Consider the following 25,292-nt stretch of genomic DNA (forward strand, 5'->3'; position numbering starts at 1 on the left):
ACACGATGTTGTGATTGCCTTTTTATGTGGAGATAATAAAAAAATAAAATTTTATCAAACAAAAAGGGAATTTGCGTCGTCTTATATAAATGACAGGAGGCTTATGATGGAAGAAAAGGTAGAAGAATTAATTGATATATATAAGAAGCAAATATATTCCTTATGCTATAAGTTAGCAAAGACGAAAGAAGACGCGGAAGATATTTTTCAAGAGACATGGATAAAAGTTTTTTCATCGCGGCACCAACTTTCTTACGTGGAGAATTATAAAAAATGGATTACTACAATTTGTGTTCGTACGTTTTATGATTTTTATCGTAAGAAAAAAAGGTGGAAAGATCGAATATTGGATTTGTTTCATAAAGAGGATGGTGGAGAAATAGATTTCGCAGATGATGTGAATATATCAGAAGAATTTATTCAAAAAGTGGAAGCGGAAATGATACGGGAAGTTATACAGCTATTGAATGAAAAATATAAAACCGTGCTCGTACTCTACTATTATGAACAATACTCTTATCAAGAAATGAGCGAAATATTAAATATACCGATTGGTACGGTAAAGTATCGGCTTAATTATGGGAAAAAGAAAATGCGAGAACATTTGGAGGGGTTCGTTCATGAAGGAAGATAAATTTGAACAGAAAATAAAGAGCAGTTTAGCAGAAGAGATAACTCCAAGCGAAGAGCTAATAAATAACACGAAGCAGGGCGTGCGAAAGGCTCAGAAGTTAGAGAGGAAATGGATGATTTGTATTCACACCATTTGGATTGTTTTGCTAACAATTGTTATAGAACAATTTGTCACTCATTTGGATTATAAAATTCCTATGTTAATAGCCATTGTGATTATGATGCATGTATACATTCCGATATATGTTGTAATACAGTCATTTTTAAAGAAGGAGTATAAATTACATGAATGAGTTCGCTAATCCGTTTGTACTATTTGAAGTAGCTGGAGTGACGATGTTTTTAGCTTTTATAGCACTTTTAATATGTGTTGCATCATGGGTATATACAGATGCTAAAGCACATCAAATGAGTAAAGGATGGAGTGTCTTAGCGGTTATATTTCCATTTTTTATCGGTTTTTTGTTATATATGGTAAGAAGAAGTAAAAAGAAAGTTGAAGGAGAATATAAGATGAACTTTGTTAAAAAACAGAAAGTAACATTAGTTGCGATATTGGCAAGTACAATGTTTGTATTACTTAGTGGTTTTGCTTTTGCACAGACGTTAAATGACGCGTGGAAAGCAGGAGATATATATTTAGAAAATGAGAAGCAAGGGGAGACAAGTTACGAGGCGAAATTCTCATCATGGGATATTGCCGGTAAAGATATTGAACTTCAGTATGAGAAGGACACAGAAGTGACATTTTCTTATGAGACAGATGCAAAACGAGGGAACTTATGCTTTAGCGTGTATGAAAGACGAGGAGAAGGTATAAAAGAGTTAAAGGAAATCTGTGAATCGAAAAAAGGTAGTTTTACAGTTACTTTAAAAGCAAATGAAGAGTATGTATTGAATATAAGTGGATTAAAAGTGAAAGATGGATTCGTAAAAGTGAATTGGCAAGAGAAATAAAAGGGGCCCTATAAAGGACCTCTTTTTTATTGAATAGTATAAGTAACAGAAAAACTAACAGGACTATAGTAAACGTAAGGTGCATGAAATTGAACATACATATTTCCATCTGTTTTTGCAGTGAAAATTCGGCCGTAACCATCAGAATAACGTCCAATTAGGTTATGATTTGAGTCATAAACACTGTAACTAGGAGTTTTGCTGTTAGGATGAATTGTTAGTTCTTGTCCTTTTTGAAGGAAAATAGGTTCTTGTTCAGAACTACCTCCAGTTTGCAAAGAATAAAATTTTGTAAAGCTTTGTTCTTGAGCGGCAGCAGCGACTTTTGTTTCAGGAATAAACGCAGTAGCTCCAGTAATTCCTGCTAAAGTTAATGCACCTGCTAAAATCATTTTTTTCATAATAGAAAAAGCCTCCTTATTAGTTGTAATCGGTGTTGTTACAGTTAATATTGTATACGATAATGGGTAGGATAAAATATGCTTTTATGCATATATATTTTTTCTCAATAAAAGACCACTGATAAAATCAGTGGTCTTTTAAATGATTAAGCAGCTTTCTGTTCAGTTTGAGGAACAGGTTTTTGAAGCGAGTTATAAACTCCTGTTCCGATAACGTCTAATGCCATTCTCATTCGTTCAGGTGAAATGTTTTCTAATACGTTATCTTGAGGTGTATGGTATACCTTCTCAATATGATAGATTAATGGATTCCAACTATCGACACCCATCCAAATGAATAGAGCAGCAGGAATACCAGCTTCAGCAAATGGAACATGATCACTAGAACCAAATTTACCTTGTAGGACGAGGTCATTATTTAGTTGTTTACCTGCTTGCAAGGCAGCGTCTGTTACAAAGTTTGTAGAGCCATCAGGTGTCATAGCGTATAAATTCTTTGCTTTATCATAATTTGTTGCAACCATGTCGGCGTTAAAGACACCTAAAATACGGTCGCGTTCTTTCTGGGATAGACTATTCACGTAATAATCCGAACCAAGTAATCCAGTTTCTTCAGAACCAAAGGTAATAAAGCGAATTTCTTTATCAGTTTCTACATTTTGAAAAGCACGAGCTAGTTCTAATACTAATCCAGTTCCAGAAGCATTATCATTTGCGCCAGGTGCTCCGACAACACTATCATAGTGCGAGCTTACAACGACTGCTTTCTCATTACCTGTACTCTTTTTTGGTTTCTTTTTGGCGATAACATTTAGAGATGTTAATTTAGATTCATGTCTCGCTTTTAGGGAAAGAATTGTTGTCCCTTTTTTAGCGATTTCTTCTTTAAATGCATTTCCTTGCGCATAAGCAAGACCAAAGACAGGGATAGACTGCTTTTTCGTTAGGCGGGGATTGAAGGTTTGTCCATAATTTCCGCGTCCGCCAATTAAACTGTATAAAAGAATACCTTTTGCACCTTTGCTAACAGCATTTTCAACTTGTTTATTATAGTCTGTAACTGTCGTTCCTCTTTCAAATAAAACAATTTTACCGTTTACTTCATTTGGAATATCTTCTAATTTTGTCCCACCTTGAACAAAGATAAGGGGAGCTGTAACAGCTTCTGTAGAAATGAGTGCATTAGGAGCAGCACCAGCTTGCCAATTACGTTTTGTTGATAGTGGTGATTCAATGAATCCAACGTATTGATCGGGCACCTGAAATGGTTGATATTCTACGTCATAGCCCATTGATTTAAGCTGCATACCAATGTAACGAGAAGCCCATTCTTCGGATTTTGTTCCACCGGGGCGAGGACCAATTGTTTCAGATAAGAAACGAACATGTTCAATCGCGCGGTTTGGATCAATCTGTTTTGTAATAGATGGAGTTTGTGTAACCTCTGACGTGGAATCCGCTTTTGCTTGCCCAATTGGAGCTAAGCTAACAGCGAGTGATACAGCAAGCAAAGAGCTTACTATTTTTTGTTTCAATGATTTTCTCATTTTTTCCTCTCCTATTCTTCTATTCTCTGTGACTGACAAAAGAAGACGGATAATGACTTTATTTTACCTTCGAGTCTTTTGTTTTTCAATATTCTGACATTGAGAAATAAAAACAATATATGCATATTTGCATATTTTTGAGGAAGATATGTATGCTATCATTTTAAACGAAGGTTCGCTTTCTACTCTGAAAGCTCCTACATTGCATGAATCTAGTGTACCCAAACTTTAGATTATGTAGAGAAATGGAACCACTGTAGGGTTTCATTTCTCATGTTTGAATCAGTTGATGGTAATTATGTTTCCGCATTTCATAATTATTATCAGTGATATATGTAAGGCATCCATATGAAAATAAGAGGCTGTTCAAAGGTTTTCCGTACTTTTGGGCAGCCTCACCCCGTTAAAAGGACGATACTTTATGTATCGTCCTTTTTGTATAAAAAAACATCCAATCAATTGAGAGATTGATTGGATGTGAAAAAATTATTAATAATTTTTTTTGCGTTTTGTAGCCAAAATACTTAATAATCCAGCTAGTAGAAGAAGGATACCTACTGTTTGTGTAGGGTCTTCTTTATGACCTGTATTTGGAAGGTGTTTATCCGTATTTCGATCATCTTGCTGTTTGTTATCTGTTTTATTCGATGTTTCTTCGGAAGTTCCGTTTTCGTGTTTCTCAGATGTTTCATTGCCTTTGTTCTCTTCTTTATTTGGAGGAGTAACTGGCTTGTCATCTCCACCTGACGAAGATTCAATCTTTTTATTTGAAACTGTAATTTGTAGTGGTGTAGCTTGGGCTTTATCAATTGTAAAGTTTATTGGTGATGCATCTAATTGATAGCCTTTAGGAGCCTGTGTTTCTACTAATTGATAATTACCAGGTTTCAAATCATTTACGATTACTTTTCCGTGTTGGTCTGTTTTTAAACCTTCTCGGATGATTTTTCCATCTTGGTCTAAAATATTGAAAATGGCACCTTCAAGTGTTCCATGGTGATCAATATCAACTTTAGTTAACTCAATTGAACCTGTTGTTAAACTATTTAAAGCTGTAACAGAGGTAATCTGAGATTGTCCTTTCGTAATTGTGAAAGGAATTGGTTTAATGTTTAAATCATAGCCAGTTGGAGCTTTTGTTTCAATGAACTGATAATTTCCCGGACGTAAATCAGAAACAGAAATCTTCCCATCTTTATCAGTAGTTAAATCAGAACGAACATCCTTGCCGTCCATATCTACAATTTTAAAGATTGCTCCTTCAAGAGTAGTACCATCGATGTCATCAACTTTAGTTAATTCAACTGCGCCTTTAGTTAAGCTATTCGTAGCAGTAACAGAGGCGATTTTTTCTTGGCCTTTTTTAACTGTGAACTTAATAGGTGTTTTGTTTAAGTCATAGTGTTCAGGAGCTTTCGTTTCGATAAACTCATAGTCTCCTGGCGGTAATTCATCCACAACTAAACGGCCGTTTTTATCAGTAGTTAAATCGGTACGAACATCGTGTCCATCCTTATTAACAATTTTAAATACTGCACCTTCAAGTGTTGTGTTTTGCTTGGCATCATCAACTTTAATTAACTCAACACTACCTTCCGTTAAGCTATTAATAGCTGTAACGAAGACATGCTTTGTTTGACTTCTTTCGATTGTGAACTTAATTGGTTCTTCATTTAAGTCGTAATGTTTAGGAGCTTTTGTTTCAATAAATTGATAGTCTCCTGGTTGTAAGTCTTTAGCGATGATTTTTCCGTCTTTATTGGTAACTAAATTCGTACGAATGTCGTTACCGTTCAGATCAGTAATTTTAAATACCGCACCTTCTAGCATTTCTTTCTTATCTATAGAGTCAACTTTCGTTAATTCCACGCCACCTTTTGTTAGGCCATTCTTAGCAGTAACAGAAGCGTGAGTTAGTTGACTTCTTTCGATAGTGAAGCTAATAGGTGTTTTATTTAAATCGTAATCTTTCGGAGCTTTCGTTTCAATGAATTGATAGTCTCCTGGGCGTAAGTTCGTAGCAGTAATCTTACCATCTTTATCAGTAGTTAAATCAGTGCGAACAATTTTACCTTTCGCATCGATGATGTTAAACACTGCATCAGAAAGTTTTGTATCTGGATTTATATCATCCACTTTTACTAATTCTACAGCACCCTCAGTTAAGCTATTTGTAGCAGTAACTTGGAGCTTTTCTTTTTGGCTTTTCTTAATTGTAAACTTAATAGGTGTACTATCTAATTTATAGTGTTCAGGAGCTTTCGTTTCAACAAACTGATAGTCCCCAGGACGTAAATCAGAAACAGAAATTTTTCCGTGTACATCTGTTGTAAGCTCAGTACGAATGTCGTTACCATTCAGATCAGTAATTTTAAATACCGCATCTTTAAGAGCAGTACCATCTACATCATCCACTTTAGAAAGTTCCACAGCGCCTTTCGTTAAGCTATTTGTAGCTGTAACGGAGATAGGATCAGCTTGGCTCTTTGTAATTGTGAATGGAATCGGCTCTTTGTTTAAATCGTAGTGTTTCGGAGCCGTTGTCTCGATGAATTGATAATCACCAGGACGTAGGTCAGAAACGCTAATTTTACCTTGTTGATTCGTAACAAGATTTTTGCGAATTACAGTACCATTCATATCCACAATTTTAAATACTGCGCCTTCAAGAGTAGTGCCATCGACGTCATCCACTTTAGAAAGTTCCACGCCGCCTTTTGTTAAACTATTTTTCATAGTAACGGTAGCAATATCTTTTTGGCTTTTTTCAATTGTAAATATAATTGGTTTTTTGTCTAAATCATAGTGTTCAGGAGCCGTTATTTCAACGAATTGGTACGTACCAGGACGTAAGTTTTCGATAACGATTTTACCTTCACTGTTTGTTTTTAAATCTGTTTTAAGTACTTTGCCATCTTGATCTAGTAAATTAAATACCGCATCAGCAAGTTTTGTTTGAGTGTTTAAATCATCAACTTTAAGTAATTCGATACTACCTTGTTTTAAGCTATTTGTAGCAGTTAAAGAAATAGCTTTCTTCTGTCCTTTTTCAATAGTGAATTTGATTGGTGTTTCATCTAAAACGTAATGCTTCGGAGCTTTCGTTTCGATAAATTGGTAATCACCAGGACGTAGGTCGTTAATTTCGATTATTCCTTGTTCATTTGTAACAAGGTCTTTATGAACTACATCACCATTCATATTAACAATTTTAAATACTGCATCTTTAAGAACAGTGCCATCAACATCATCAACTTTAGAAAGTTTAACTGCACCCTTTGTTAAAGTATTTGTAGCAGTGACATGAAGAGTTTCAGTTTGGCTCTTTTTAATTGTAAATACGATAGGTTTTTTATCTAAATCGTAATGTTCAGGAGCAATTGTTTCAACGAATTGATACGTACCAGGACGTAGGTTTTCAACAACAATTTTACCTTCATCATTTGTTTTTAAGCCTTCTTTAACTAGCTCTCCGTCTGCATCTAATAAATTAAATACGGCGTTAGCAAGTTTTGTATTTATATCAATATCGTCAATCTTTGTTAGTTCAACGCTACCGTTTTTCAAAGCATTTTTGCCTGTAACATTGATCTCTTTCGTTTGACTTCTTTCAATTGTAAATGGAATCGTTGTTTCATCTAATACATAGTGCTCAGGAGCTTTTGTTTCAATGAACTGATAGTCTCCAGGGCGTAAATCAGAAACAGAAATTTTACCGTTTTTATCTGTAACAAGATTCGTATGAACTTCCTTACCATTCATATCAACAATCTTAAAGATTGCACCTTCGAGCATCGTACGATCGATGTCGTCAATTTTTGTTAATGTTACTGCACCTTTCTTTAAACTGTTAGTAGCAGTAACAGTAATATTCTCTTTTTGACTTTTTTCGATAGTGAATGGAATAGGGTCTTTGCTTAAGGTATAGTCTTTTGGAGCTTTTACTTCAATAAATTGATAATCTCCAGGACGTAAATCAGAAGCAGAAATTTTACCGTTTTTATCAGTCGTTAAACCTTTGCGAATTACCTTTTTAGTATCATGAGCGTCAACGATTATAAATTCTGCACCTTCAAGAATAGTGCCATCAACATCATCAACTTTTGTTAAAGTGACGCCACCTGTAAGTAAACTGTTTTTTACAGTAACAGGGATAGGAAGATCTTCCTTACTACCTTTTTTAATTGTGAACTTAATAGGTGTTTTGTCTAATTTATAATGTTCAGGGGCTTTTGTTTCGATAAATTGATAATCCCCTGGTGCTAAATCAGGAATAACTAATACTCCGTAATCATCTGTTGTTAAATCTTTCATAATTTCTTTGCCAGTTGCATCTTGCAATGTGAATACAGCGCCGGCAAGAGCTTTACTACTTTCCACATCATCTTCTTTAATAAGTTTAACTTTTCCTTTCGTTAAACTATTTTTAAATGTAAGTGGAAGGAGTTTTTGTTGTCCTTTTTCGATTGTAAATTCAATTGGTTCTACATTTACATCGTAATAAGTTGGAGCCTTTGTTTCGATAAGCTTATAGTTACCAGGACGTAAGTCATCTACAACTAGCATTCCTTTACTATTCGTAACAAGGTCCGTACGAACATCTTCATTAGTATCTCTATTAACGATTTTAAATACTGCACCTTCAAGTGTTTCCTTTTCATCTGCAGCATTCACTTTTGTTAACTCAATACCGCCTTTTGTTAAGCTGTTTTTAGCGGTAACAGTAGCCTGAGTTGTTTGACTTTCTGTAATCGTAAATTTAATTGGTTTTGTATTTTTGTCGTAATACTTCGGTGCTGTTACTTCGATAAATTTATAATCGCCAGGGCGTAAGCCAGTAGCGATAGCTTTACCATCCGCACCAGTTTTTACATTTTCGCGAATAACTTTCTTTTCATCATTTGCATCAACAATTTTAAATACAGCACCTTCAAGAGCTGTACCATCGATATCATCAACTTTTGTTAATTCAACATCTCCTGGTTTTAAAGCATTTTCAGCTTTCACAAGTAGAGTTTCTTTCTGACTTCTATCGATTGTAAATTCAATAGGTTCTGCTCGTAAAACGTAATGTTCAGGAGCAGCTATTTCAATAAATTTATACGTACCAGGACGTAGGTTACTAACTTTAACTTTACCGTGTTTATCAGTAGTTAAGTTAGTGTGAGGGGAAACGTCATTATTATTTGTATCGACAAGTTTGAATACTGCACCTTCTAGTGGTTTTTTCTCACCAAACTCATCAACTTTTAATAATTCAACCTCGCCAGTTTTTAAGCTGTTATTTGCCGTAACAGTAGCAAGAGCTTGTTGGCTTTTATCAATTGTAAACTCGATAGGGTTTGTACTTAACGTATAATCCTTAGGAGCTTCTGTTTCGATAAATTTATAAGCACCAGGCTCTAAATCTTTAACGGTAACTTTTCCATCTGAACCTGTTTTTATATTTTCACGAATTACTTGTTTCTCGTCATTCGCATCGACAATTTTAAATACAGCACCTTCAAGGGCAGTGCCATCGACATCATCGACTTTCGTTAAAGTGACACCACCTTTAATGAGGTGATTTGTCGCTGTAACAGTAAGTGCTTTCTTTTGACTTTTTATAATTGTAAACTCAATTGGTTTTTTATCTATGTCGTAATCTTTAGGTGCTTTTTCTTCGACAAATTGATAGTCTCCAGGGCGTAAATCTTTTGCTTCGATTTGTCCTTGATCATTTGTCGTTAATTTTTCATATCCACGAATTACTTTGTTATATCGATCGCGTACACTGAACTCCGCACCTGCTAAAGTTTTTCCATCTTTATCGAATTTTGTTAAAATGGCCGATCCTGGAATCAAACTGTTTGTTGCAGTTCGGTTTATTACTGTTGTTTGATCTTCTTTGATTGTGAATTGTATAGGTGTACTGTCTAATTTATAATGCTCAGGAGCAGTTGTTTCTTGTAAGTAGTAAGTTCCTGGTTTTAAATTATCTACAGTAATTTGTCCTTGATTATTTGTTGTTAATTTTTCGTGTTCTGAAATTATTTTTTTGTCTTTATCAAGTAGTGTGAAAACGGCACCTTGCAGTGTGACGTTTTTATTCAGGTCATCAGACTTTGTTAAAGCTACTTTACCGACAAACTTCTTATTTGCAAGTTTATATGTTGTAGTCTCTTGTGTACCAAGTTCAACAATTTTCCCTTGTTTTAAATCCCAGCTAATTACATAGCCTTCAGGAGCCTTTGTTTCTTTTAATAAATATTTATCGCGTTTTAAATTATTAAATTTAGCGATACCGTCTTTGTCTGTTGTAATTTTACGTATAACAGTTTTACCTGTACGATCGTATAAAGTAAATTCTGCCCCAGCTAATAGTGCGTTCTTATTGTCGTTATCTACCTTTATAATTTCAAGGTTTCCACGGCCTTTAGTAGCAGATCCTCCGCCTGAACCAGAAGACATTCTCACTTCAATCGTTTCAGTAGTTTCTGTGTTTTTAACTGTCAACTTATTGCCTGTGATTTTCGCTTTATTACTTACTTTTTCTTTATCGTCTGCATTAATAAGTGAGCGATATTCTAAAATATAAGCTCGATCAATTTTTTTCAAGAAGGCAATTTCGAAATGTTGCTTTCCGGTATTATTGTCTGTTGTTATTTTGAGTTTATAGTCTGTTCCTTCTTTTAATTCGTTTACTGTATCTTTTGTTAAATTTCCATATGGATCAACAGTTGTAGGATATAAGTGGAATGAATCTTCCACAATTACCTGATTTTCGGTTGGATCATCTGTTACAACGGCATCTGCAATGGTTGATTGGCTTTCGTTAATTGCGATACTCCAATTAATATAGTTGTCGTCTTGCACAGCTTTTTTAGTAACGAAGCTGCCACCTTTATTTACTTGAGTGTCACCTGTAAGGGTGTTTACGATTTTAGAGCCATCTTTTAAATCTGCCTCGTTTTTGTAGGTGCCTTGGATAAGTTCACCATCAAGGCTTGTTTTAAAGATAATATAGTAAGGTGAATTAATTGATTGTTTGAAATGAACCTTTAGGGTGTTTTTATTTTTCTCTGTAGGTTCTTCAAGTTCATATTTCTCAGTTGGTACAGCATTACCAGGTTGTGCATTATCAGGATTTCCATTTAGAATCATATCGCGCACTTCAATGGATCCAGGCACTAATTTTTGTTTATCTTGTATTACGTCTATAACATAAGGATCTTTAATCTCAACATTATTATAGTTAAAGCCTATTATCCAAGTAATTTCCTTCGTTTGGGCGTTATAAGAACCGTATTTATAACCATTTGCCTTTGTGAAAGTATCAGGATCGAAATTAGCTTCAACTTTATTTGATTGTGGATTAGAATCCGTATCTATCCAAGAAAGGTTACCTGTATTTTTAAATGAAGTTTTACCACTTTCTAGCTTTGTATAATCAAAGTCTGTCGTATATTTTACGACTAATGTCTTTGTCATATTAGACTGATACGTACCTATAAGAGTAATTTTGAAGCCTTTATCTGTTACATCTAAAACATAGTCAGTCCCAGCTTGAAGGGTATAATTTCCGTCTTTAATTTCTAGTTTCTTATCTTTTAATTGTAATCCACCATGATCAAAGGTGTCCGTAATAATCGCGTTGCTTAATGGATAGTTGTTATTATTTACTATAATTGTCCAAGTTGTTGTTTTGTCTTTATAATTTGTTTCAGCTTTATTATTAGATTTAATAATATTTTGCTGCTTGAAGCTAGCTTCATTTTCTTTACTTGAATCATTATCAGCTGTAACTTTATTTTTTACTTTTCCATCTTCTATAACTTTATTAGTTGGCTTGGTTTTATAGGTAATCACATAAGCACTATTAATATCATCATTAAACTGTAAATCGAATCCATTCTTCTTGTTATTTACAGTGTAATTATTAACAGCGTCTCCTGTTACAAGCGTTCCTTTTTCATTATATGAAGCGTTTTTTACAACAATAGAATTTGCATCTAGTTCGTGTGTATCGTCAAAAATATCTTTTAAAATCGCATCAGCTTTTTTGATCTCTCTTTGATCACCATTGTAAGTAATTGTCCACTCAATTGTTTGCGTCTTTGGATCATATTTACTTGTTTTATTTAAGTGTGTACCACGAGAAACCGTTACAGTAGAACTTGCGTTTTGTTGCTTTTGATTATCACTCGTTATCGTAACGTTATTTCGGAAACTTTTAATATTTTCATCAGTAATTTTTGTGGCATATTCGATTTGATATGCTTTATTGATAGAATCTTTGAAAGCAATCTCCAATTTTGAGCCATCTGATGAAATAATATTGTAATCTGTTGGCTCAGCTTCTGCACCACGCGTTACATTCCCATTAACATCAACTTCTAAATAATAAACTTTAATAGAATCTTTATTTAAGCTTGTACCTTGTGGAATGTTATCTTTAAAAACAGCGTTTTTAAGGGGGTCTTTCGTTTTGTTCATCTCTACTTTCCAATTAATTTCATTTGTATTAATTGGTCTATCAGGTAAACCCTTTTTATTCGTAGCTGTTTGTACATTAGGCTTAAAGTCAACTGTAATAGAAACATCCTTATCTTTAATCGGGAAAGGAATTTCTTGTGTTGTTGTACCTTTAATTTCAGCTTTATTAAATTCTGTCTTTAATTGTAGGTTACCAGCAACATCTGGATGCTCTTCAACATAATCGTTGAATGTCATCGTGACTTTTCCATCTTTTGTAACAGTAAAATTACCAATTTGATGGTTTTCACTATCATATAAAGGACTGTTAATTGTATTGTAAATCTTAAAATGTTTAGGAAGATCAAAAATATAGTAATCTCCATTTTTCACATTCATTGATTTTAAAAGTTCCCATGTAAACTCAATATTGGCAGGGGAATCTGTACTTGGACGGTTATCCTCTGTAAATGGTTTTCCGTCTTTATCCGTCAACTTTACACTGGTTAAAATGTTTGTTGTTATTTGCTTTGGACCTGAATTTGTATTCTCAGCAGGGTCGCTTGCTAGCTTTTGTTCTGGATTGTCAGTAGCAATTTTAGCTGCTGGGTTTTGTTCCGGATTATCAGTGGCAGTTTTAGCTGCTGGGTTTTGTTCCGGATTATTGGTAACAGTTTTAGTTGTTGGGTTTTGTTCCGGATTATTGGTAACAGTTTTAGTTGTTGGGTTTTGTTCCGGATTATCAGTAACAGTTTTAGTTGCTGGATCTTGCTCCGGATTGTCAGTAACAGGTTTAGCTACTGGATCTTGCGCTTGTTTATTAGTATCCTGTTTGGTGCTATCTTCTTTAGAGTTTTCTACTTGAACAGGAACTGATATAGGCTGAACCATTGTTCCTAAAGGAAAAGCGATTTGAACTGATTTTTCTCCAGTTTTTAAAGTTGAGTTAAACACGGTATCAACTTTAATTTTTCCTTTAGCGTCTTTCAAATTTTCTACTTGATTATTAAATATTAATTTTAATTTATTATCTTTAGCTGTTATAAAATATTGACCAATATTTTTTTGATCTGTTACTAAATCTCCTTGCAAATCTTTAGATACTTTTAATGCAAGTGGTATTTGAACTACTGCTGTATCATTTGCGTGTGCAGCTTGTTGATCCTTTATTGACCAAGCGTATTCTACTTGAATGATTGATCCTATCTTTATTAAATTGTTAGGATTTTTTGCTTCGTCAATAATATGATTCGTTGCATCTTTCATTTCAACAGTGTCAAATAAGGAATCTCCTGTTAAGGTTTCCGCTTTTACTTGATTGTATGGAAAACTAGCAAGTTGCGAAAATAGTACGAATACAATTAAACATACATTGAAAATTTTTTTCATTTTTCCTCCTCTGAACATTCATTTGTCCATTGGGGACTTATTCCACATGAACAAATGGAATATTAAAAGTATTTGTTATAAGCTATTTATTTTTGCTATCCCTCCGTTTCTATACGCGTTCTCAGACAAACAGGATTATGTTCAAAGTAAAATTGTTTAACGTAAAACAAAATGTATATTTACACAGTTCTATGGAAATATACACAATTCGACAAAAAATGTCGAAAAAAATACTGATATAAAGAATGATATCAGACCTTTATATGTGAGATAGTTTTCATGTATATCTAGTAAAAAAGAATGGTTATAAAGGTAAGTTTTACGATACATACTAACCAATGTAGTGTATCCCTTTGGGAAGGCTTATTTTTGCCTTAAAGTTATGTGGAGATAAAAAGCTAGATAGGGTTGGTTTTGGTCAGAATGAAGACAATATGTACTTTGAAAATAGTCATTTATTTTGTCTAAAGAGAGTTGTGCGATTAGTGGACCGAAGTTGAAAGATGATAGTTTCTTACATTGTTAGAGGAATATAAGAATTACAGAATATTCGACTAACACGTTACTACGGTCATTTTTGAGACTGTTTAAACAATAAGAAAGAAGGTGTTTTTAGTTACAATATCTTTTTAGTAAAGATAAGCTTAAGTAACCTCCGCTAAAGATTATATACTTAAATGATAAAGAGTTCAACAGTAGTTCACATATTTTCCCAAAAATAAAAACGGCTGTTTTATGTGGAATAAATCTACAAAACAGCCGTTTTTGGTATTAGATTTCTGTTAAAATTATTGGTTCGCCGCGCGTTACGACAACTGTATGTTCACATTGTGCAACAAGACTTTTATCAGGTGTAACGAATGTCCAGCCGTCGTCACCACGTTCAATAATATGATCAGCTTTCATAGAGATGAACGGTTCTACAGCGATAACAAGACCGTCTTTTAGAAGCGCATTATCCATTGGATCATAGTAACTTAAAATGTGATTTGGTGCTTCATGTAAGCTAAGACCAATGCCGTGACCAGTTAAGTTTTGAATAACATTGTATCCACTTTTATGTGCGAAGTTTGAAACAGCACGACCAATTTGATTTTGTTTTGAGCCAGCTCTAACCTTTTTCATTGCTGCCCAAAATGCATCAACTGCTGCTTGGCAAAGCTTTTCTTTTGCTTCGTCTTCTCCAAGAACAAATGAGATACCTGTATCTGCATAATAGCCATCAAGTGCAGCAGATACATCGACGTTTACTAAGTCGCCTTCTTTTAATACGCGATCTCCTGGAATACCATGAGCAACTTCCTCATTTACACTAATGCAAGTTACACCTGGGAAATCATATTCTTTTTCAGGTGCAGAAATAGCACCATGCTCATCTAATACTTTTTTACCGATCAAATCAAGCTCTTTCGTTGTCATACCTGGCTTCGCTTCTTTTTTCATTTCTTCACGTGCAAGCGCAACGATGCGGCCGATTTTTCGTAAGCCTTCTAAATCTTGTTCATTACGAATAATCATGAAAACCACTGTCCTTCCTCGAATATATATCTTATCCGATTGTATCATGTTTATTTTCGTCCTGCTACTCGCTTGCGGTATGCGGGTTGATTCCTCTCATAAAGAATACATGACAATTGTCATATCGATGTCATGACGCATCATACTGTTTCCTAAGTTTTCCAAGTAATACAATGTAAATATAAGAAACAGCGGGGGTGGAGAGATGGAAAAGATTATTGAAGTAAATGGTGTTTCTAAAACATTTAAACATAAAAACGCAGTAAATAATGTTTCATTTCATGTAAATAAAGGGGAAATAGTAGCGTTACTTGGTCCGAATGGTGCGGGGAAAACAACGACGATGTCGATGATGCTTGGATTAAAGGACCCGACAGAAGGTAAGGTCTTTATATTTGGAAAGAGTCCAAAGCATAGAGATGTTCGTAATAGCCTCGGTGCGATGCTGCAAGAAGTAAGTGTCATTGATAGTATTACGGTGGAAGAGGCAATCGAGTTATTCCGTAGTTATTATACGAATCCTATAGCGAAAGAAACGTTACTGCAGTTATCAAATTTAGAATCAGAGCGAAAGCAAAGATGTGAGAAGTTATCAGGTGGGCAAAAAAGAAGGTTGAATTTTGCGCTTGCACTTGCGGGAAATCCAGATTTGTTATTTTTAGATGAGCCGACAGTCGGAATGGATATTACGTCTCGAAGAATGTTTTGGGAAACGATTCGAAAGTTAGCAAGTGAAGGGAAAACAATTATTTTAACGACGCATTATTTAGAAGAAGCAGATGCTTTAGCAAATCGTATCTTATTATTTGCGAACGGAAAGATTATCGCAGATGGTACACCAGACGAAATGAAAGCGACGATTTCGCGAAAAACAATCACATTTTACTCGAAGGAAAGCATTCCTACAAAACTACTAAAGGAATTACCAAATGTAACAGAAGTAAAGTCAAGCGAAGGACGCTTCATTTTAACAACGGAGGATACGGATGCAACTTTAAAAGCCATTTATCAAAAGAGTTTACCTGTAACAGATGTTTCAGTTGAACGTGGAAGTCTTGATGAAGCATTCGAACAGTTTGTCGCAAATCAGAAGGAGGAAATCGCATGAGAGCATTATGGATGCAATGCAAAATAGAAATTTTACGTACATTCCGCAATAAATTATTTATCTTTTTCTCATTATTAATGCCTGTTATGTTTTACTACATTTTCACAAATGTTGTTCAAGTACCACAAAACGGAGATGCGTGGAAAGCACATTATTTAATTTCGATGGCAACTTTCAGTATTGTAGGGACTGCACTCTTTAGTTTCGGTGTGAGACTTTCTCAGGAAAGAGGGCAAGGATGGACACATCTTCTAAAAATTACACCGCTTCCAGAGGGAGCATATTTAACAGCAAAAATTATCGCTCAAACAGTAGTAAATGCTTTTTCAATATTAGTTATCTTTATTGCAGGGATACTAATTAATCATGTTGAGTTAACGGTAGGGCAATGGATTGGTGCGGGATTATGGTTATTGTTAGGGGTAACACCATTTTTAGCGTTAGGAACAGTAATAGGTTCCATTAAGAAGGCGGACGCAGCTGCTGGCTTAGCAAATATTTTAAATATGAGTTTAGCTATAGTTGGCGGGTTATGGATGCCGATTGAAGTATTCCCAAAAATATTAAGAACGATTGGTGAATGGACACCGACATACCATTTCGGAAGTGGTGCGTGGGATATTGTAGCTGGAAAATCAATTGGATGGGAAAATATCGCGGTATTAGGAGGTTATTTCCTTATATTTGTTGTAGTATCAATATATATAAGAAAAAGACAGGAAGCGGTATAAATGATAGAGAAGAAGAGGATTGAGATTTTTCCGAAACATATGGGATTCTTCCCGTATATGTGGTTTGTTTATCTATTATTTCCAATTTATCACTTAGCGCAGGCATCAGGATGGAAGCTTGTAATAGGAAGCGGTATGTTGATAATTTTTATCGTCACATACCGTCAGCTTTATTTTGTTCAGAGGACGTTTGTTTTTTGGGCGTGTATTCAAATGGTACTCATCTTTTTATTTGCTTTATTTTATAATCCTTTTATGATATTTTTTGGCTTTTTCACAGCAAGTGCGATGGGATTTGCGCCAAATAAGAAAGTATTTCGAGTGCTGTTATGTTCGTTAGTTATCATGCTTGGAGCATTTTTATTTGTAAATATGAATCAACTAACAACTACAAGTTTAGTAAATATCGTTCCAATGTTTATTTTAATGCTTCTTACGCCATTTGGTATGCGCAATTTTAATCAGAAAAAGATGTTAAGAAATCAATTGGATCAGGCGAACGAGCAAATTAAAGACTTAGTAAAACGTGAAGAACGGCAGCGGATTGCAAGAGATCTTCATGACACATTAGGGCATACGTTATCTCTTATTACTTTGAAAAGCCAGCTTGTAGAGAAGTTAATTGTGAAAAATCCAGAGCGTGCAAGTGCGGAAGCGAAGGAAATTACACAAACGTCTCGTACAGCCTTAAAACAGCTGAGAGAATTAATTTCTGATATGCGTATGATTACGGTAGAAGAAGAGCTAGAGCAAATAAAAGCGATCTTACAAGCAGCTAATATTGAATTAGAAGTGAGGCAGGAAGCAAGATCGAGCTCGTTATCACCAATTGAACAAAATATTGTCGGGATGTGTTTACGTGAGGCCGTTACAAATGTTGTAAAACATAGTAAGGCAACGCGGTGCGCAGTTTCTGTATTAGAATCACAAGGTGAACTGATTTTGAAAGTAGAAGATAACGGAATCGGTTTAACAGATCAAAATCATGATGGAAATGGTATTCGCGGCATGAAAGAACGAATTGCTCTTATTGATGGATTTGTTGAACTAGGTACAATCAATCCAGGGACGTTATTAACGGTAAAAGTTCCAGTTGTTATTAGAACAGGAAAAGATGAGGTGAGGGCATGATTCGAATTATTATTGCAGAAGACCAGCGGATGCTTCGTGGTGCATTAGGGGCCCTGCTTGATCTAGAAGATGATATCGAAGTAATTGGGCAAGCTGCGAACGGGGAAGAGGCGTTAGAATTAATTGAATCGTTAAAGCCAGATGTAAGTATTATGGATATTGAAATGCCGATTCAAAGTGGATTGGATGTCGCTGAGACTTTAAAGAAAGAAAAATCATCATGCAAAGTAATGATTTTAACAACATTTGCACGGCCGGGATATTTTGAAAGAGCAATGAAAGCTGGTGTGCACGGCTATTTATTAAAGGATAGCCCAAGTGAAGATTTAGCGGCAGCAATTCGTAATGTAATGAAGGGGAAACGAGAGGTCTCCCAAGATTTAATGTTTGGCTTATGGCAGGAGCAAAATCCGTTGTCAGATCGCGAAAAGGAAGTACTGTTGCTTGCGAAAGAAGGAAAGACGGCAAACGAAATTGCGAAGGCACTTTATCTTTCGCCGGGTACAGTACGTAATTATATTTCTGAAGTATTAGCGAAGCTTGATGCGAAAAATAGAATTGAGGCAATTACAATTGCGGAAGAAAAGGGTTGGATATAAAAAGAAGGTTACCTATGAGAGGTAACCTTCTTTTTATAATTATTGTACTTCTATTACTTGATTTACTTTTTGTAACGGTTTGTAACCGTGTGCTTCAAATGCCTTTGCAAATTCATTTGATACGGCAGTGCCATATAAATCTTTTGCAGCTTGTACGATATGAGATTGAAGTGATTCAAAGTCTTCAGCGGAAGTTGCATAATTTTGCAATGCACGCATAACAACTTTACTTACTTTTTCATTTCCTTGTTTTTGAACAGCAACACCGTTATATGTTTTACCTTCAGCTAATTGATATAATACGTGACTGATAATACCAGAATTCACGTGTGATTCTTGATTATTACCATCGTTATAGAAATCTTGTAAATTTGTATATAGTTTATGACCGCCGTCACCAATTTCCCTTGGGATATCACGAATTGTTAGGCCACCTAATGTATCGCCCATAATCCAGTTTCCTTTATCTTTCTTTACGTAATATTCGATTTGTGTACCCCAGAAATCCGCTAATCCCTCGTTTAGTGCAGATGTTTCAGCGCTTGGATATCTCACGACTTTATTTTTCGTCGTGCCACTGAATACAGCATGTCCAAATTCATGAGCTGTTACATCAAGAGCGGATGTTAGTTTTCCGTCTAAACCATCACCAAATACCATTTGGTTCCAAGCGGGATGCCAAAATGCATTTACATAGTCTTCTTTTACACCATCACTAACTTCAGTAGAATCAAAACCGTGTACACTAGCAACAACTTTTGAATCTTTATTGTCGTAACTTTTTAGATTATGTTCTTTCTTAAAGTAATCGTAAATATCACTCATGTTCTTCATAGCGCCCGCGGCTTCTTTATCTGCAAAATTAGGAGTACTACTTGAAATTAGTGTCCCTGGATAACCAGCTTGACTATATCCTCCAAGGGAATCGGCGTAGTTTGCATTATAAATATAAATACCATTTCCGCGTGATAAATCCGCTAAATAAAATTTTCCATCAGTTCCTTTGGCAATATTGAAAGAGATGTTTTCTTGAAGTGCATTTTTCCCAGTTCCTTGCTCACTTGCAGGGGATAATCTAGGTGATGTTACTTGATTTATAGTCTTATTCTCTTTGTTTTTAATGAACTTTTCTTGGAAAAGTACTTCTCCAGTTTTTAAATCAACGATAGCATTGCCGTTTATAATTTGTTCATTGTTTTCATAAGTAAATGTAATAACAGTTGCGAATGTATAATAGCCATCTTTTTTCTTATAAACAACGGTTTCGCTAGAGAATTCTGTCTCAACTGCATCGCTTGGAATTTGAACTATATCGCGTAATTTAGATTTTACTTCATTTTTCGACAAAAAATTTGTTATAGTAAGATTAGGTTGTTGATTTAAATTTTGAACAACTTTACCACTAACAGTTGTGATTACTCCATTTTTATCTACTTTTACAATGAGATCTTGGCCATATACTTTATAGTTTTTATATGTTTGTGCAAGGCGAACTTCGGTTTGATTTTCTTTGGTTTCTTTATTTGTAGGTTGGAAATCTACATTTTTTTCAGTAGTGACTTGTTCTTGTTGAGCTTTCGCCCCATTTACCTCACCTTTTAAATACTTTTTAGCAATATTTTCTTTCGTATCATTTTGAGGTTGTGTTAATTTCCCGATTGTTAAACCAGGCTGAGCAATTTCAACTTTGACTGCACTTTTGTCTAATTCTTGAGCATGAATAGCTTCTGTTGATAAAGGGCAAAGAAGACCGAATGTAACGAAAGCACTAGCAAGTTTTCTATAATTCATCTATAACACTCCTAATCTATTATTGTATGTGAGATGAATTGTATGAAAAATTTGCCGAATTTTATATATATTATGCATTATTTCATATCAAAAATTGTCGAATTCACATTATTGTAGTGGTATGACAACTCAAAAAATTAGATTGTTCTAATGGGATGGTGAGTAAGTATGCACGCAGAAAAATTAGGAAGTGAAATTAAGAAAATTAGGGTGATGAGAGGATTAACACAGAAACAGTTATCCGATAATATATGTCATCAATCGGAAGTGAGTAGAATCGAATCGGGTGCGGTATACCCAAGTATGGATATATTGCAAGGTATCGCAGCAAAATTACAAGTTCCTATTATTCATTTTTATGAGGTACTCATTTATTCCGATATTGAAAGAAAAAAACAGTTTAAAGATCAAATCATTATGCTTTGTAAGCAAAAAAGATATAAAGAAATTTATAATAAAGTGTGGAATGAGCTGAAAAAGGAAGAATATCATCCTGAATTCCAGCAATTTCTTCAATGGCAATATCATGTAGCAGCTTACATATTAAAGAAAATCGATTACGAATATTGTATTTTAGAATTAAAAAAATTGTTAAATCAACAGTTAGCTGGAATAGACGTATACCAAAATCTTTATATAGAAAATGCGATTGCAAATATTTATGCTGAAAATAGCTATTTTAAGAAGAGTATTGAGTTATTTGAAGATATATTAAAACAATTAGAGGTATTGCATGATAATGAAGAATTTGAAGTGAAGGTAAGATATAATCATGCGAAAGCATTATATTTAGATAATCAATATGAAGAGTCACTTTATCAAGTAAATAAAGCGATTGAAATATCATGCCGAATTAATAGTATGGCATTAATTGGACAGCTATATTATCAAAGAGGTGAATGCCTAGGGAAGTTGGAGTACGATGGGGCAGAGGTTGAAGATGCATATAAAAAGGCAAGCTTCTTTTTTGATATATTAGAAATGCATACATATAAAGAAGCTCTCGTAAATAAAATCAGTAGATAAATATCCTAAAAAATGGATATGCATAATTGCATATAATAGAGATAAATTTTCATGATATATTAAAATAAAAAATGTGGGTGATGGAATATGAAGAAATTACTTATTGGTAGTTTATTAACGTTAGCGATGGCATGGGGTATTTCATTAGGCGATACGGCATTAGAGAAAAGCCATATAATTTCTCATAACGATCAAGAGGTACAATTAGCTAAAGATTTACCTTTTGAATATTAAAAAACAACCGTCTTACTTAGGCGGTTGTTTTTTTATGGAGTAACATCCAAACGTCTTTACTAGAAACAGGTTTGCTAATAAAGAATCCTTGAATGTGATCACAATTTTGTTTATGTAAAAATTCCCATTCTTCTTCCGTTTCTACACCTTCTGCAATCACTTCTAAATTTAGTTGTTTTGATAGTGTAATAATGGAAGAGACAATTGCTTCTTCTAAAGGGCTAGTTGTAATTCCACAAATAAACTCTCGAGCGATTTTTAATGTGTTGATTGGATATTTTGTTAAATAAGCTAAAGAACTATAACCGGTTCCAAAGTCGTCGATTGAAATTTGAATACCGAGATTTTGAAGTTGTTCTAGTTTTGCAACTACAGATTGATTTTGATTAATTGCGATGCTTTCCGTAATTTCAATATCTAGTGCTTCTGGTTTCAGTTCTGTTTCTTCCAATACCTTTGAAATAGTTGGGATTAAATCTGCATGGTTAAATTGAACAACAGATAAATTTACACCAACTTTTAAGTGAGAGAAACCTTGATTATGCCATCTTTTTGCCTCTAAACAAGCAGTACGTAAAATCCAATTGCCAAGTTCAATAATAAAACCAGTTTCCTCTGCTAGTGGGATAAATTGGGCAGGAGATACGATACCGAGTTTTGGATGCTTCCAACGTATTAATGCTTCAAAACCGATAATTTGTTTTGTTTTTGTGCTTACTTGTGGCTGGTATTCAAGGAAAAATTCATTTTGTTGTAATGCTTTTGAAAGTTCACCTTCTAAGAATTGAATTTCATTTTGAGCGATACTCATTTCTTTTGAGAAGAAAACAAATCTGTTTTTTCCATTTGCTTTCGCACGATACATAGCCATATCAGCATTTTTCATTAACTCATTTACATCAGTTCCATAATCAGGGTACATCGCAATTCCGATACTTGGTGTAATAGAGAGTTCTTCGCCTTGAATGAAGAATGGTTTGTTTAAAATAGTTAAAATCTGTTCAGCTATAAAAATTGCACTTTTTTCTGAGTACATTTCTGGTAATAGAATTGTAAACTCATCTCCACCTTGGCGAGCGACGATATCTTTTGAACGCAAGCAACCGCGTAATCTTTTTGCTACTTCAATTAATAATAAATCTCCAACGTCATGGCCAAGTCTATCGTTAATTTTTTTAAATCGATCTAAATCAAGGAATATGACGGCGACATCATTTGCGTTAGTTTGGGCTGTATTTAAAATGGCTTTTAAATCTTTTTCGAACTTTCGACGATTTGGTAATCCAGTAAGTGCATCGTGAAAGGCTAAATGTTCTACTTGTTTTTGTTTTTCATATAAGGTGGTAATATCACGTGCTATCCCAAACATTCCGACCACTTCTTTGTTTATAAAAGTAGGGATAAGTGTAATATGGAGATAATAATAATAGCCTTCTTGTTCTTTTGTACGAACTTCTAACGTTTGTGGCCTACCTTCCTTTGTAATTTGTAAAGCCTTCTTTAGTAGTTCGTGGTCTTTTGAATCAATGAAGTGTACCAGAGAATAGCTTGCCACTTCGCAATAATAGGCAGTAAATAAGCTTTCGCACGCTTTATTAGATTGTTGAAAAATGCCATTCATATTTAAAGAGAAAACGGCATCGGGATGGTCCTCGAATAAAGATTTATAACGTTGTTCACTTTTTGATAATGCAAATGCACCTTCTTCAACTTCGTCCTCTAGTTGTGTAGTCAACTGTTCATATGTATGAATTAGTGCTTGATTATCTTTCCACATGTAAAGTTGCCGCAAGAATAACAAAATAAGTGATAATACGAGACCGATTAACATGAATTTATCATCCCAAGGTTGAATGATAATAAAAGAAAAAGTAATAATTATACTAAAATAAGGTAGTATAAAACGTACATAATCGAATCGATAATATTTTGTTTTCGTTTCATGCTGCATTGGTTTATCTAAAATATATAGTATGGAAGAAAGTCCAATTAATAAAATAGAAGCAGTGTGTATTAAATAATTAATTTCAGCAGAAGTTTTCATCCCAAAATTCAATTGAAACAGATGAATATAACCGTATACGAGTATAATAGTGAAACCGATAATTAATGCAATTCTACTAGAAGAATATTGTTCTCTTCTATATAGGCTAATAACGGCGTAAATTACTAATGATTGTGCAATGAAATACCCAATTAAAATCCAAGTATCCTTTGTTAACATGCGGAAGCTTGAAAGGTCTAAGATAAAAGTTAAGGTGAAATAAATGTTCATAATAATAATAAAGATGCTATCGAATGAAAATTGAGAAAGCCCCTTAATAGAATAATTTTTTATAAACTTTATAGCAAATCCAACAAAGAGCAAAATATATTGTATGATAAAAAAAGGTAATGCTTTATATGAAAATATAGATTGATCATGTATAGAAAGTGAACTAAGAAATAGGGTTATCTCCATAACTAACCCACATAGGCAAGTACATAGTAATAAAATCCAAAATAGTTTATCACTGCGTTTCATTCTCTTAATAGCTTTATATAAACAGTGACAAGAAAAAAGTGCAGCGAAACAGAATAAGAAAAGAATTCCAATCTCCTTTATATGCGACTCATTTGGAATAAAGAGTATCCAAAGAGCAAATATAGATATGTATATTATGACAAATTGTACATATTTTTTTTGATTAATCATATTATGACTCCGTTTCAATAAAGTTGAATCTCGAGGGAATGCTAATTTAAATAATAGCATATAAAATAGGATGTTTTTTACTATAAAAATTACTTTTTTGAAAAAATGGTGCAAAGTTACAATTTACCACTGTAACATTGCACCACTTATTCTTTTAATTCCTCTTATAGCAGAAAGTTCATCTATTAATTGGAATAATGCTAAGTCTTTTTGTTTACTTTCAATCATAATATCGAAATTATGATTGTGTTTTTTTGCAATGTGTAAGAAAGGCTTAATAAACTCTAAATCGATATATTCAGCATGAGCCCTAAATTCTTTTTCCGATCTCGGGGAGGAAATGTGAACTTTAGGAGAAATATTTGTATGTGACCAAGTTTCAAAAATTGCAGGAAGCAACTCTTCTAGTGGTTCCTCGCAAAGATTGGCCATATGATGATGATAATCAAATACAAATGGAATATTTTCTTTTTGGCAAATTGATAAAGTTTCAGCGGTTGTATAGGTTTTATCATCATTTTCAAGAGTCATTTGTTTTTTTATATGTGTAGGAAGTTTTTTTATGTTTTCATGGAAGCGCTCAATTGCCTTTTCTTTATTTCCATAGGCTCCACCTACATGGATATTAATGTAAGAAGAATCTGCAATGCCTATAGCATCCAATATTTTATAATGATAAGTCATATCCGTAATAGCGTTAGTAGTAATATGTGGCTTGTCGCTTGTAAATAGCGTAAATTGATTTGGATGAAAACTTATTCGTAAATTGTGTTCTTTAATTAAAGCCCCTATTTTACGCCAAAGTGGTGTGAATACCCCAATATAGTCAAACTCGACTTCGGGATGTGTTGCAAGTGGGACGATGGAAGACGATAGGCGATATAGTGGGATTTCATGCGCTATATTGTAATGAAGGATACGTATTGTGTGCTCTAAATTTTGCCTTATAACATGGTACAGTTTGTCTTCTCGCTCTTGCTTGCTGAGTTTCTTAAAGCTTGTAAACGTCATTGTTTTGGCAGGAGAACAGTCCCAGAGTGCCATTGCATGTGAGACATATCCAAACCGTATAAGCATA

At 34.2% G+C, this 25,292-nt stretch carries 16 protein-coding genes; 9 read left to right on the plus strand and 7 right to left on the minus strand.

What is annotated here, in order from left to right:
- Positions 1-106: 106 nt before the first annotated feature.
- The 3 genes from ACTFN4_RS15285 to ACTFN4_RS15295 are packed head-to-tail and all read left to right on the plus strand — an operon-like array spanning position 107 to position 1,590.
- Positions 107-634 (plus strand): RNA polymerase sigma factor, encoded by a 528-nt coding sequence (locus tag ACTFN4_RS15285; protein WP_439962510.1) that lies wholly within the window; start codon positions 107-109, stop codon positions 632-634.
- Positions 621-926 carry an ECF-type sigma factor negative effector gene (locus ACTFN4_RS15290; protein WP_000656684.1) on the plus strand — a complete coding sequence of 102 codons (306 nt, stop codon included), beginning with the start codon at positions 621-623 and terminating at the stop codon, positions 924-926. The genes ACTFN4_RS15285 and ACTFN4_RS15290 overlap by 14 nt, the downstream gene beginning before the upstream one ends.
- Positions 919-1,590, plus strand: a complete 672-nt coding sequence (locus ACTFN4_RS15295) for an ECF-type sigma factor negative effector (RefSeq protein WP_001001598.1) — start codon at positions 919-921, stop codon at positions 1,588-1,590. Before ACTFN4_RS15290 ends, ACTFN4_RS15295 begins: the two co-directional genes overlap by 8 nt.
- A gap of 26 nt (positions 1,591-1,616) precedes the next feature.
- On the opposite strand, the gene ACTFN4_RS15300 is transcribed toward ACTFN4_RS15295, so the two are convergent.
- From ACTFN4_RS15300 to map, 4 genes are all read right to left on the minus strand, one after another.
- Positions 1,617-1,991, minus strand: coding sequence for a hypothetical protein (locus ACTFN4_RS15300; RefSeq protein WP_000738221.1), 375 nt, complete (start codon positions 1,989-1,991; stop codon positions 1,617-1,619).
- 146 nt (positions 1,992-2,137) lie between these two features.
- Positions 2,138-3,538, minus strand: a complete 1,401-nt coding sequence (locus ACTFN4_RS15305) for a M28 family metallopeptidase (RefSeq protein WP_439962511.1) — start codon at positions 3,536-3,538, stop codon at positions 2,138-2,140.
- Positions 3,539-4,027: 489 nt separating this feature from the next.
- Entirely contained in the window at positions 4,028-13,381 is a 9,354-nt protein-coding gene (locus ACTFN4_RS15310; RefSeq protein ID WP_439962512.1) for a SpaA isopeptide-forming pilin-related protein, read from the minus strand.
- 771 nt (positions 13,382-14,152) lie between these two features.
- Complete coding sequence (gene map, locus ACTFN4_RS15315) at positions 14,153-14,947, minus strand: type I methionyl aminopeptidase (protein ID WP_047792083.1); 795 nt, start codon at positions 14,945-14,947, stop codon at positions 14,153-14,155.
- A 157-nt stretch (positions 14,948-15,104) separates the two neighbouring features.
- Here map and ACTFN4_RS15320 point away from each other — a divergent pair, with 157 nt between their 5' ends.
- The 4 genes from ACTFN4_RS15320 to ACTFN4_RS15335 are packed head-to-tail and all read left to right on the plus strand — an operon-like array spanning position 15,105 to position 18,468.
- Complete coding sequence (locus ACTFN4_RS15320; protein WP_000411127.1) at positions 15,105-16,007, plus strand: ABC transporter ATP-binding protein; 903 nt, start codon at positions 15,105-15,107, stop codon at positions 16,005-16,007.
- Complete coding sequence (locus tag ACTFN4_RS15325; protein WP_001202431.1) at positions 16,004-16,738, plus strand: ABC transporter permease; 735 nt, start codon at positions 16,004-16,006, stop codon at positions 16,736-16,738. The genes ACTFN4_RS15320 and ACTFN4_RS15325 overlap by 4 nt, the downstream gene beginning before the upstream one ends.
- Positions 16,739-17,869, plus strand: coding sequence for a sensor histidine kinase (locus ACTFN4_RS15330; RefSeq protein WP_000570607.1), 1,131 nt, complete (start codon positions 16,739-16,741; stop codon positions 17,867-17,869).
- Positions 17,866-18,468 (plus strand): response regulator transcription factor, encoded by a 603-nt coding sequence (locus ACTFN4_RS15335; RefSeq protein WP_000619237.1) that lies wholly within the window; start codon positions 17,866-17,868, stop codon positions 18,466-18,468. The genes ACTFN4_RS15330 and ACTFN4_RS15335 overlap by 4 nt, the downstream gene beginning before the upstream one ends.
- A gap of 39 nt (positions 18,469-18,507) precedes the next feature.
- Here ACTFN4_RS15335 and ACTFN4_RS15340 read toward each other — a convergent pair whose 3' ends face one another.
- On the minus strand, positions 18,508-20,259 hold the full coding sequence (locus tag ACTFN4_RS15340) for a M4 family metallopeptidase (RefSeq protein WP_001109512.1): 1,752 nt from the start codon (positions 20,257-20,259) through the stop codon (positions 18,508-18,510).
- A 168-nt stretch (positions 20,260-20,427) separates the two neighbouring features.
- Between ACTFN4_RS15340 and plcR the strand changes: the two genes are divergently transcribed.
- Both plcR and ACTFN4_RS15350 read left to right on the plus strand, forming a co-directional pair.
- Entirely contained in the window at positions 20,428-21,285 is an 858-nt protein-coding gene (gene plcR, locus ACTFN4_RS15345) for a transcriptional regulator PlcR (protein WP_000542912.1), read from the plus strand.
- Between the two features lie 87 nt (positions 21,286-21,372).
- The gene (locus ACTFN4_RS15350) at positions 21,373-21,519 is read left to right on the plus strand and encodes a quorum-sensing peptide PapR (protein ID WP_000734730.1); all 147 of its coding nucleotides are present in this window, start codon (positions 21,373-21,375) and stop codon (positions 21,517-21,519) included.
- A 16-nt stretch (positions 21,520-21,535) separates the two neighbouring features.
- Here the strand turns inward: ACTFN4_RS15350 and ACTFN4_RS15355 are convergent, their stop codons facing one another.
- On the minus strand, positions 21,536-24,214 hold the full coding sequence (locus ACTFN4_RS15355; RefSeq protein WP_002184091.1) for a DUF4084 domain-containing protein: 2,679 nt from the start codon (positions 24,212-24,214) through the stop codon (positions 21,536-21,538).
- Between the two features lie 123 nt (positions 24,215-24,337).
- The gene (uvsE, locus tag ACTFN4_RS15360) at positions 24,338-25,291 is read right to left on the minus strand and encodes a UV DNA damage repair endonuclease UvsE (RefSeq protein WP_011110499.1); all 954 of its coding nucleotides are present in this window, start codon (positions 25,289-25,291) and stop codon (positions 24,338-24,340) included.
- Between the last annotated feature and the right edge of the window lies 1 nt (position 25,292).

The sequence above is a fragment of the Bacillus cereus group sp. MYBK95-2 genome (genome assembly GCF_051915225.1).
Classification (GTDB): Bacteria; Bacillota; Bacilli; order Bacillales; family Bacillaceae_G; genus Bacillus_A; species Bacillus_A cereus.

What these genes read in the sequence shown, in the direction of transcription:
- ACTFN4_RS15285 (WP_439962510.1), top strand. Translation starts at nt 107, where the DNA reads ATGGAAGAAAAGGTAGAAGAATTAATTGATATATATAAGAAGCAAATA.
- ACTFN4_RS15290 (WP_000656684.1), top strand. Translation starts at nt 621, where the DNA reads ATGAAGGAAGATAAATTTGAACAGAAAATAAAGAGCAGTTTAGCAGAA.
- ACTFN4_RS15295 (WP_001001598.1), top strand. Translation starts at nt 919, where the DNA reads ATGAATGAGTTCGCTAATCCGTTTGTACTATTTGAAGTAGCTGGAGTG.
- ACTFN4_RS15300 (WP_000738221.1), bottom strand. Translation starts at nt 1,991, where the DNA reads ATGAAAAAAATGATTTTAGCAGGTGCATTAACTTTAGCAGGAATTACT.
- ACTFN4_RS15305 (WP_439962511.1), bottom strand. Translation starts at nt 3,538, where the DNA reads ATGAGAAAATCATTGAAACAAAAAATAGTAAGCTCTTTGCTTGCTGTA.
- ACTFN4_RS15310 (WP_439962512.1), bottom strand. Translation starts at nt 13,381, where the DNA reads ATGAAAAAAATTTTCAATGTATGTTTAATTGTATTCGTACTATTTTCG.
- map (WP_047792083.1), bottom strand. Translation starts at nt 14,947, where the DNA reads ATGATACAATCGGATAAGATATATATTCGAGGAAGGACAGTGGTTTTC.
- ACTFN4_RS15320 (WP_000411127.1), top strand. Translation starts at nt 15,105, where the DNA reads ATGGAAAAGATTATTGAAGTAAATGGTGTTTCTAAAACATTTAAACAT.
- ACTFN4_RS15325 (WP_001202431.1), top strand. Translation starts at nt 16,004, where the DNA reads ATGAGAGCATTATGGATGCAATGCAAAATAGAAATTTTACGTACATTC.
- ACTFN4_RS15330 (WP_000570607.1), top strand. Translation starts at nt 16,739, where the DNA reads ATGATAGAGAAGAAGAGGATTGAGATTTTTCCGAAACATATGGGATTC.
- ACTFN4_RS15335 (WP_000619237.1), top strand. Translation starts at nt 17,866, where the DNA reads ATGATTCGAATTATTATTGCAGAAGACCAGCGGATGCTTCGTGGTGCA.
- ACTFN4_RS15340 (WP_001109512.1), bottom strand. Translation starts at nt 20,259, where the DNA reads ATGAATTATAGAAAACTTGCTAGTGCTTTCGTTACATTCGGTCTTCTT.
- plcR (WP_000542912.1), top strand. Translation starts at nt 20,428, where the DNA reads ATGCACGCAGAAAAATTAGGAAGTGAAATTAAGAAAATTAGGGTGATG.
- ACTFN4_RS15350 (WP_000734730.1), top strand. Translation starts at nt 21,373, where the DNA reads ATGAAGAAATTACTTATTGGTAGTTTATTAACGTTAGCGATGGCATGG.
- ACTFN4_RS15355 (WP_002184091.1), bottom strand. Translation starts at nt 24,214, where the DNA reads ATGATTAATCAAAAAAAATATGTACAATTTGTCATAATATACATATCT.
- uvsE (WP_011110499.1), bottom strand. Translation starts at nt 25,291, where the DNA reads ATGCTTATACGGTTTGGATATGTCTCACATGCAATGGCACTCTGGGAC.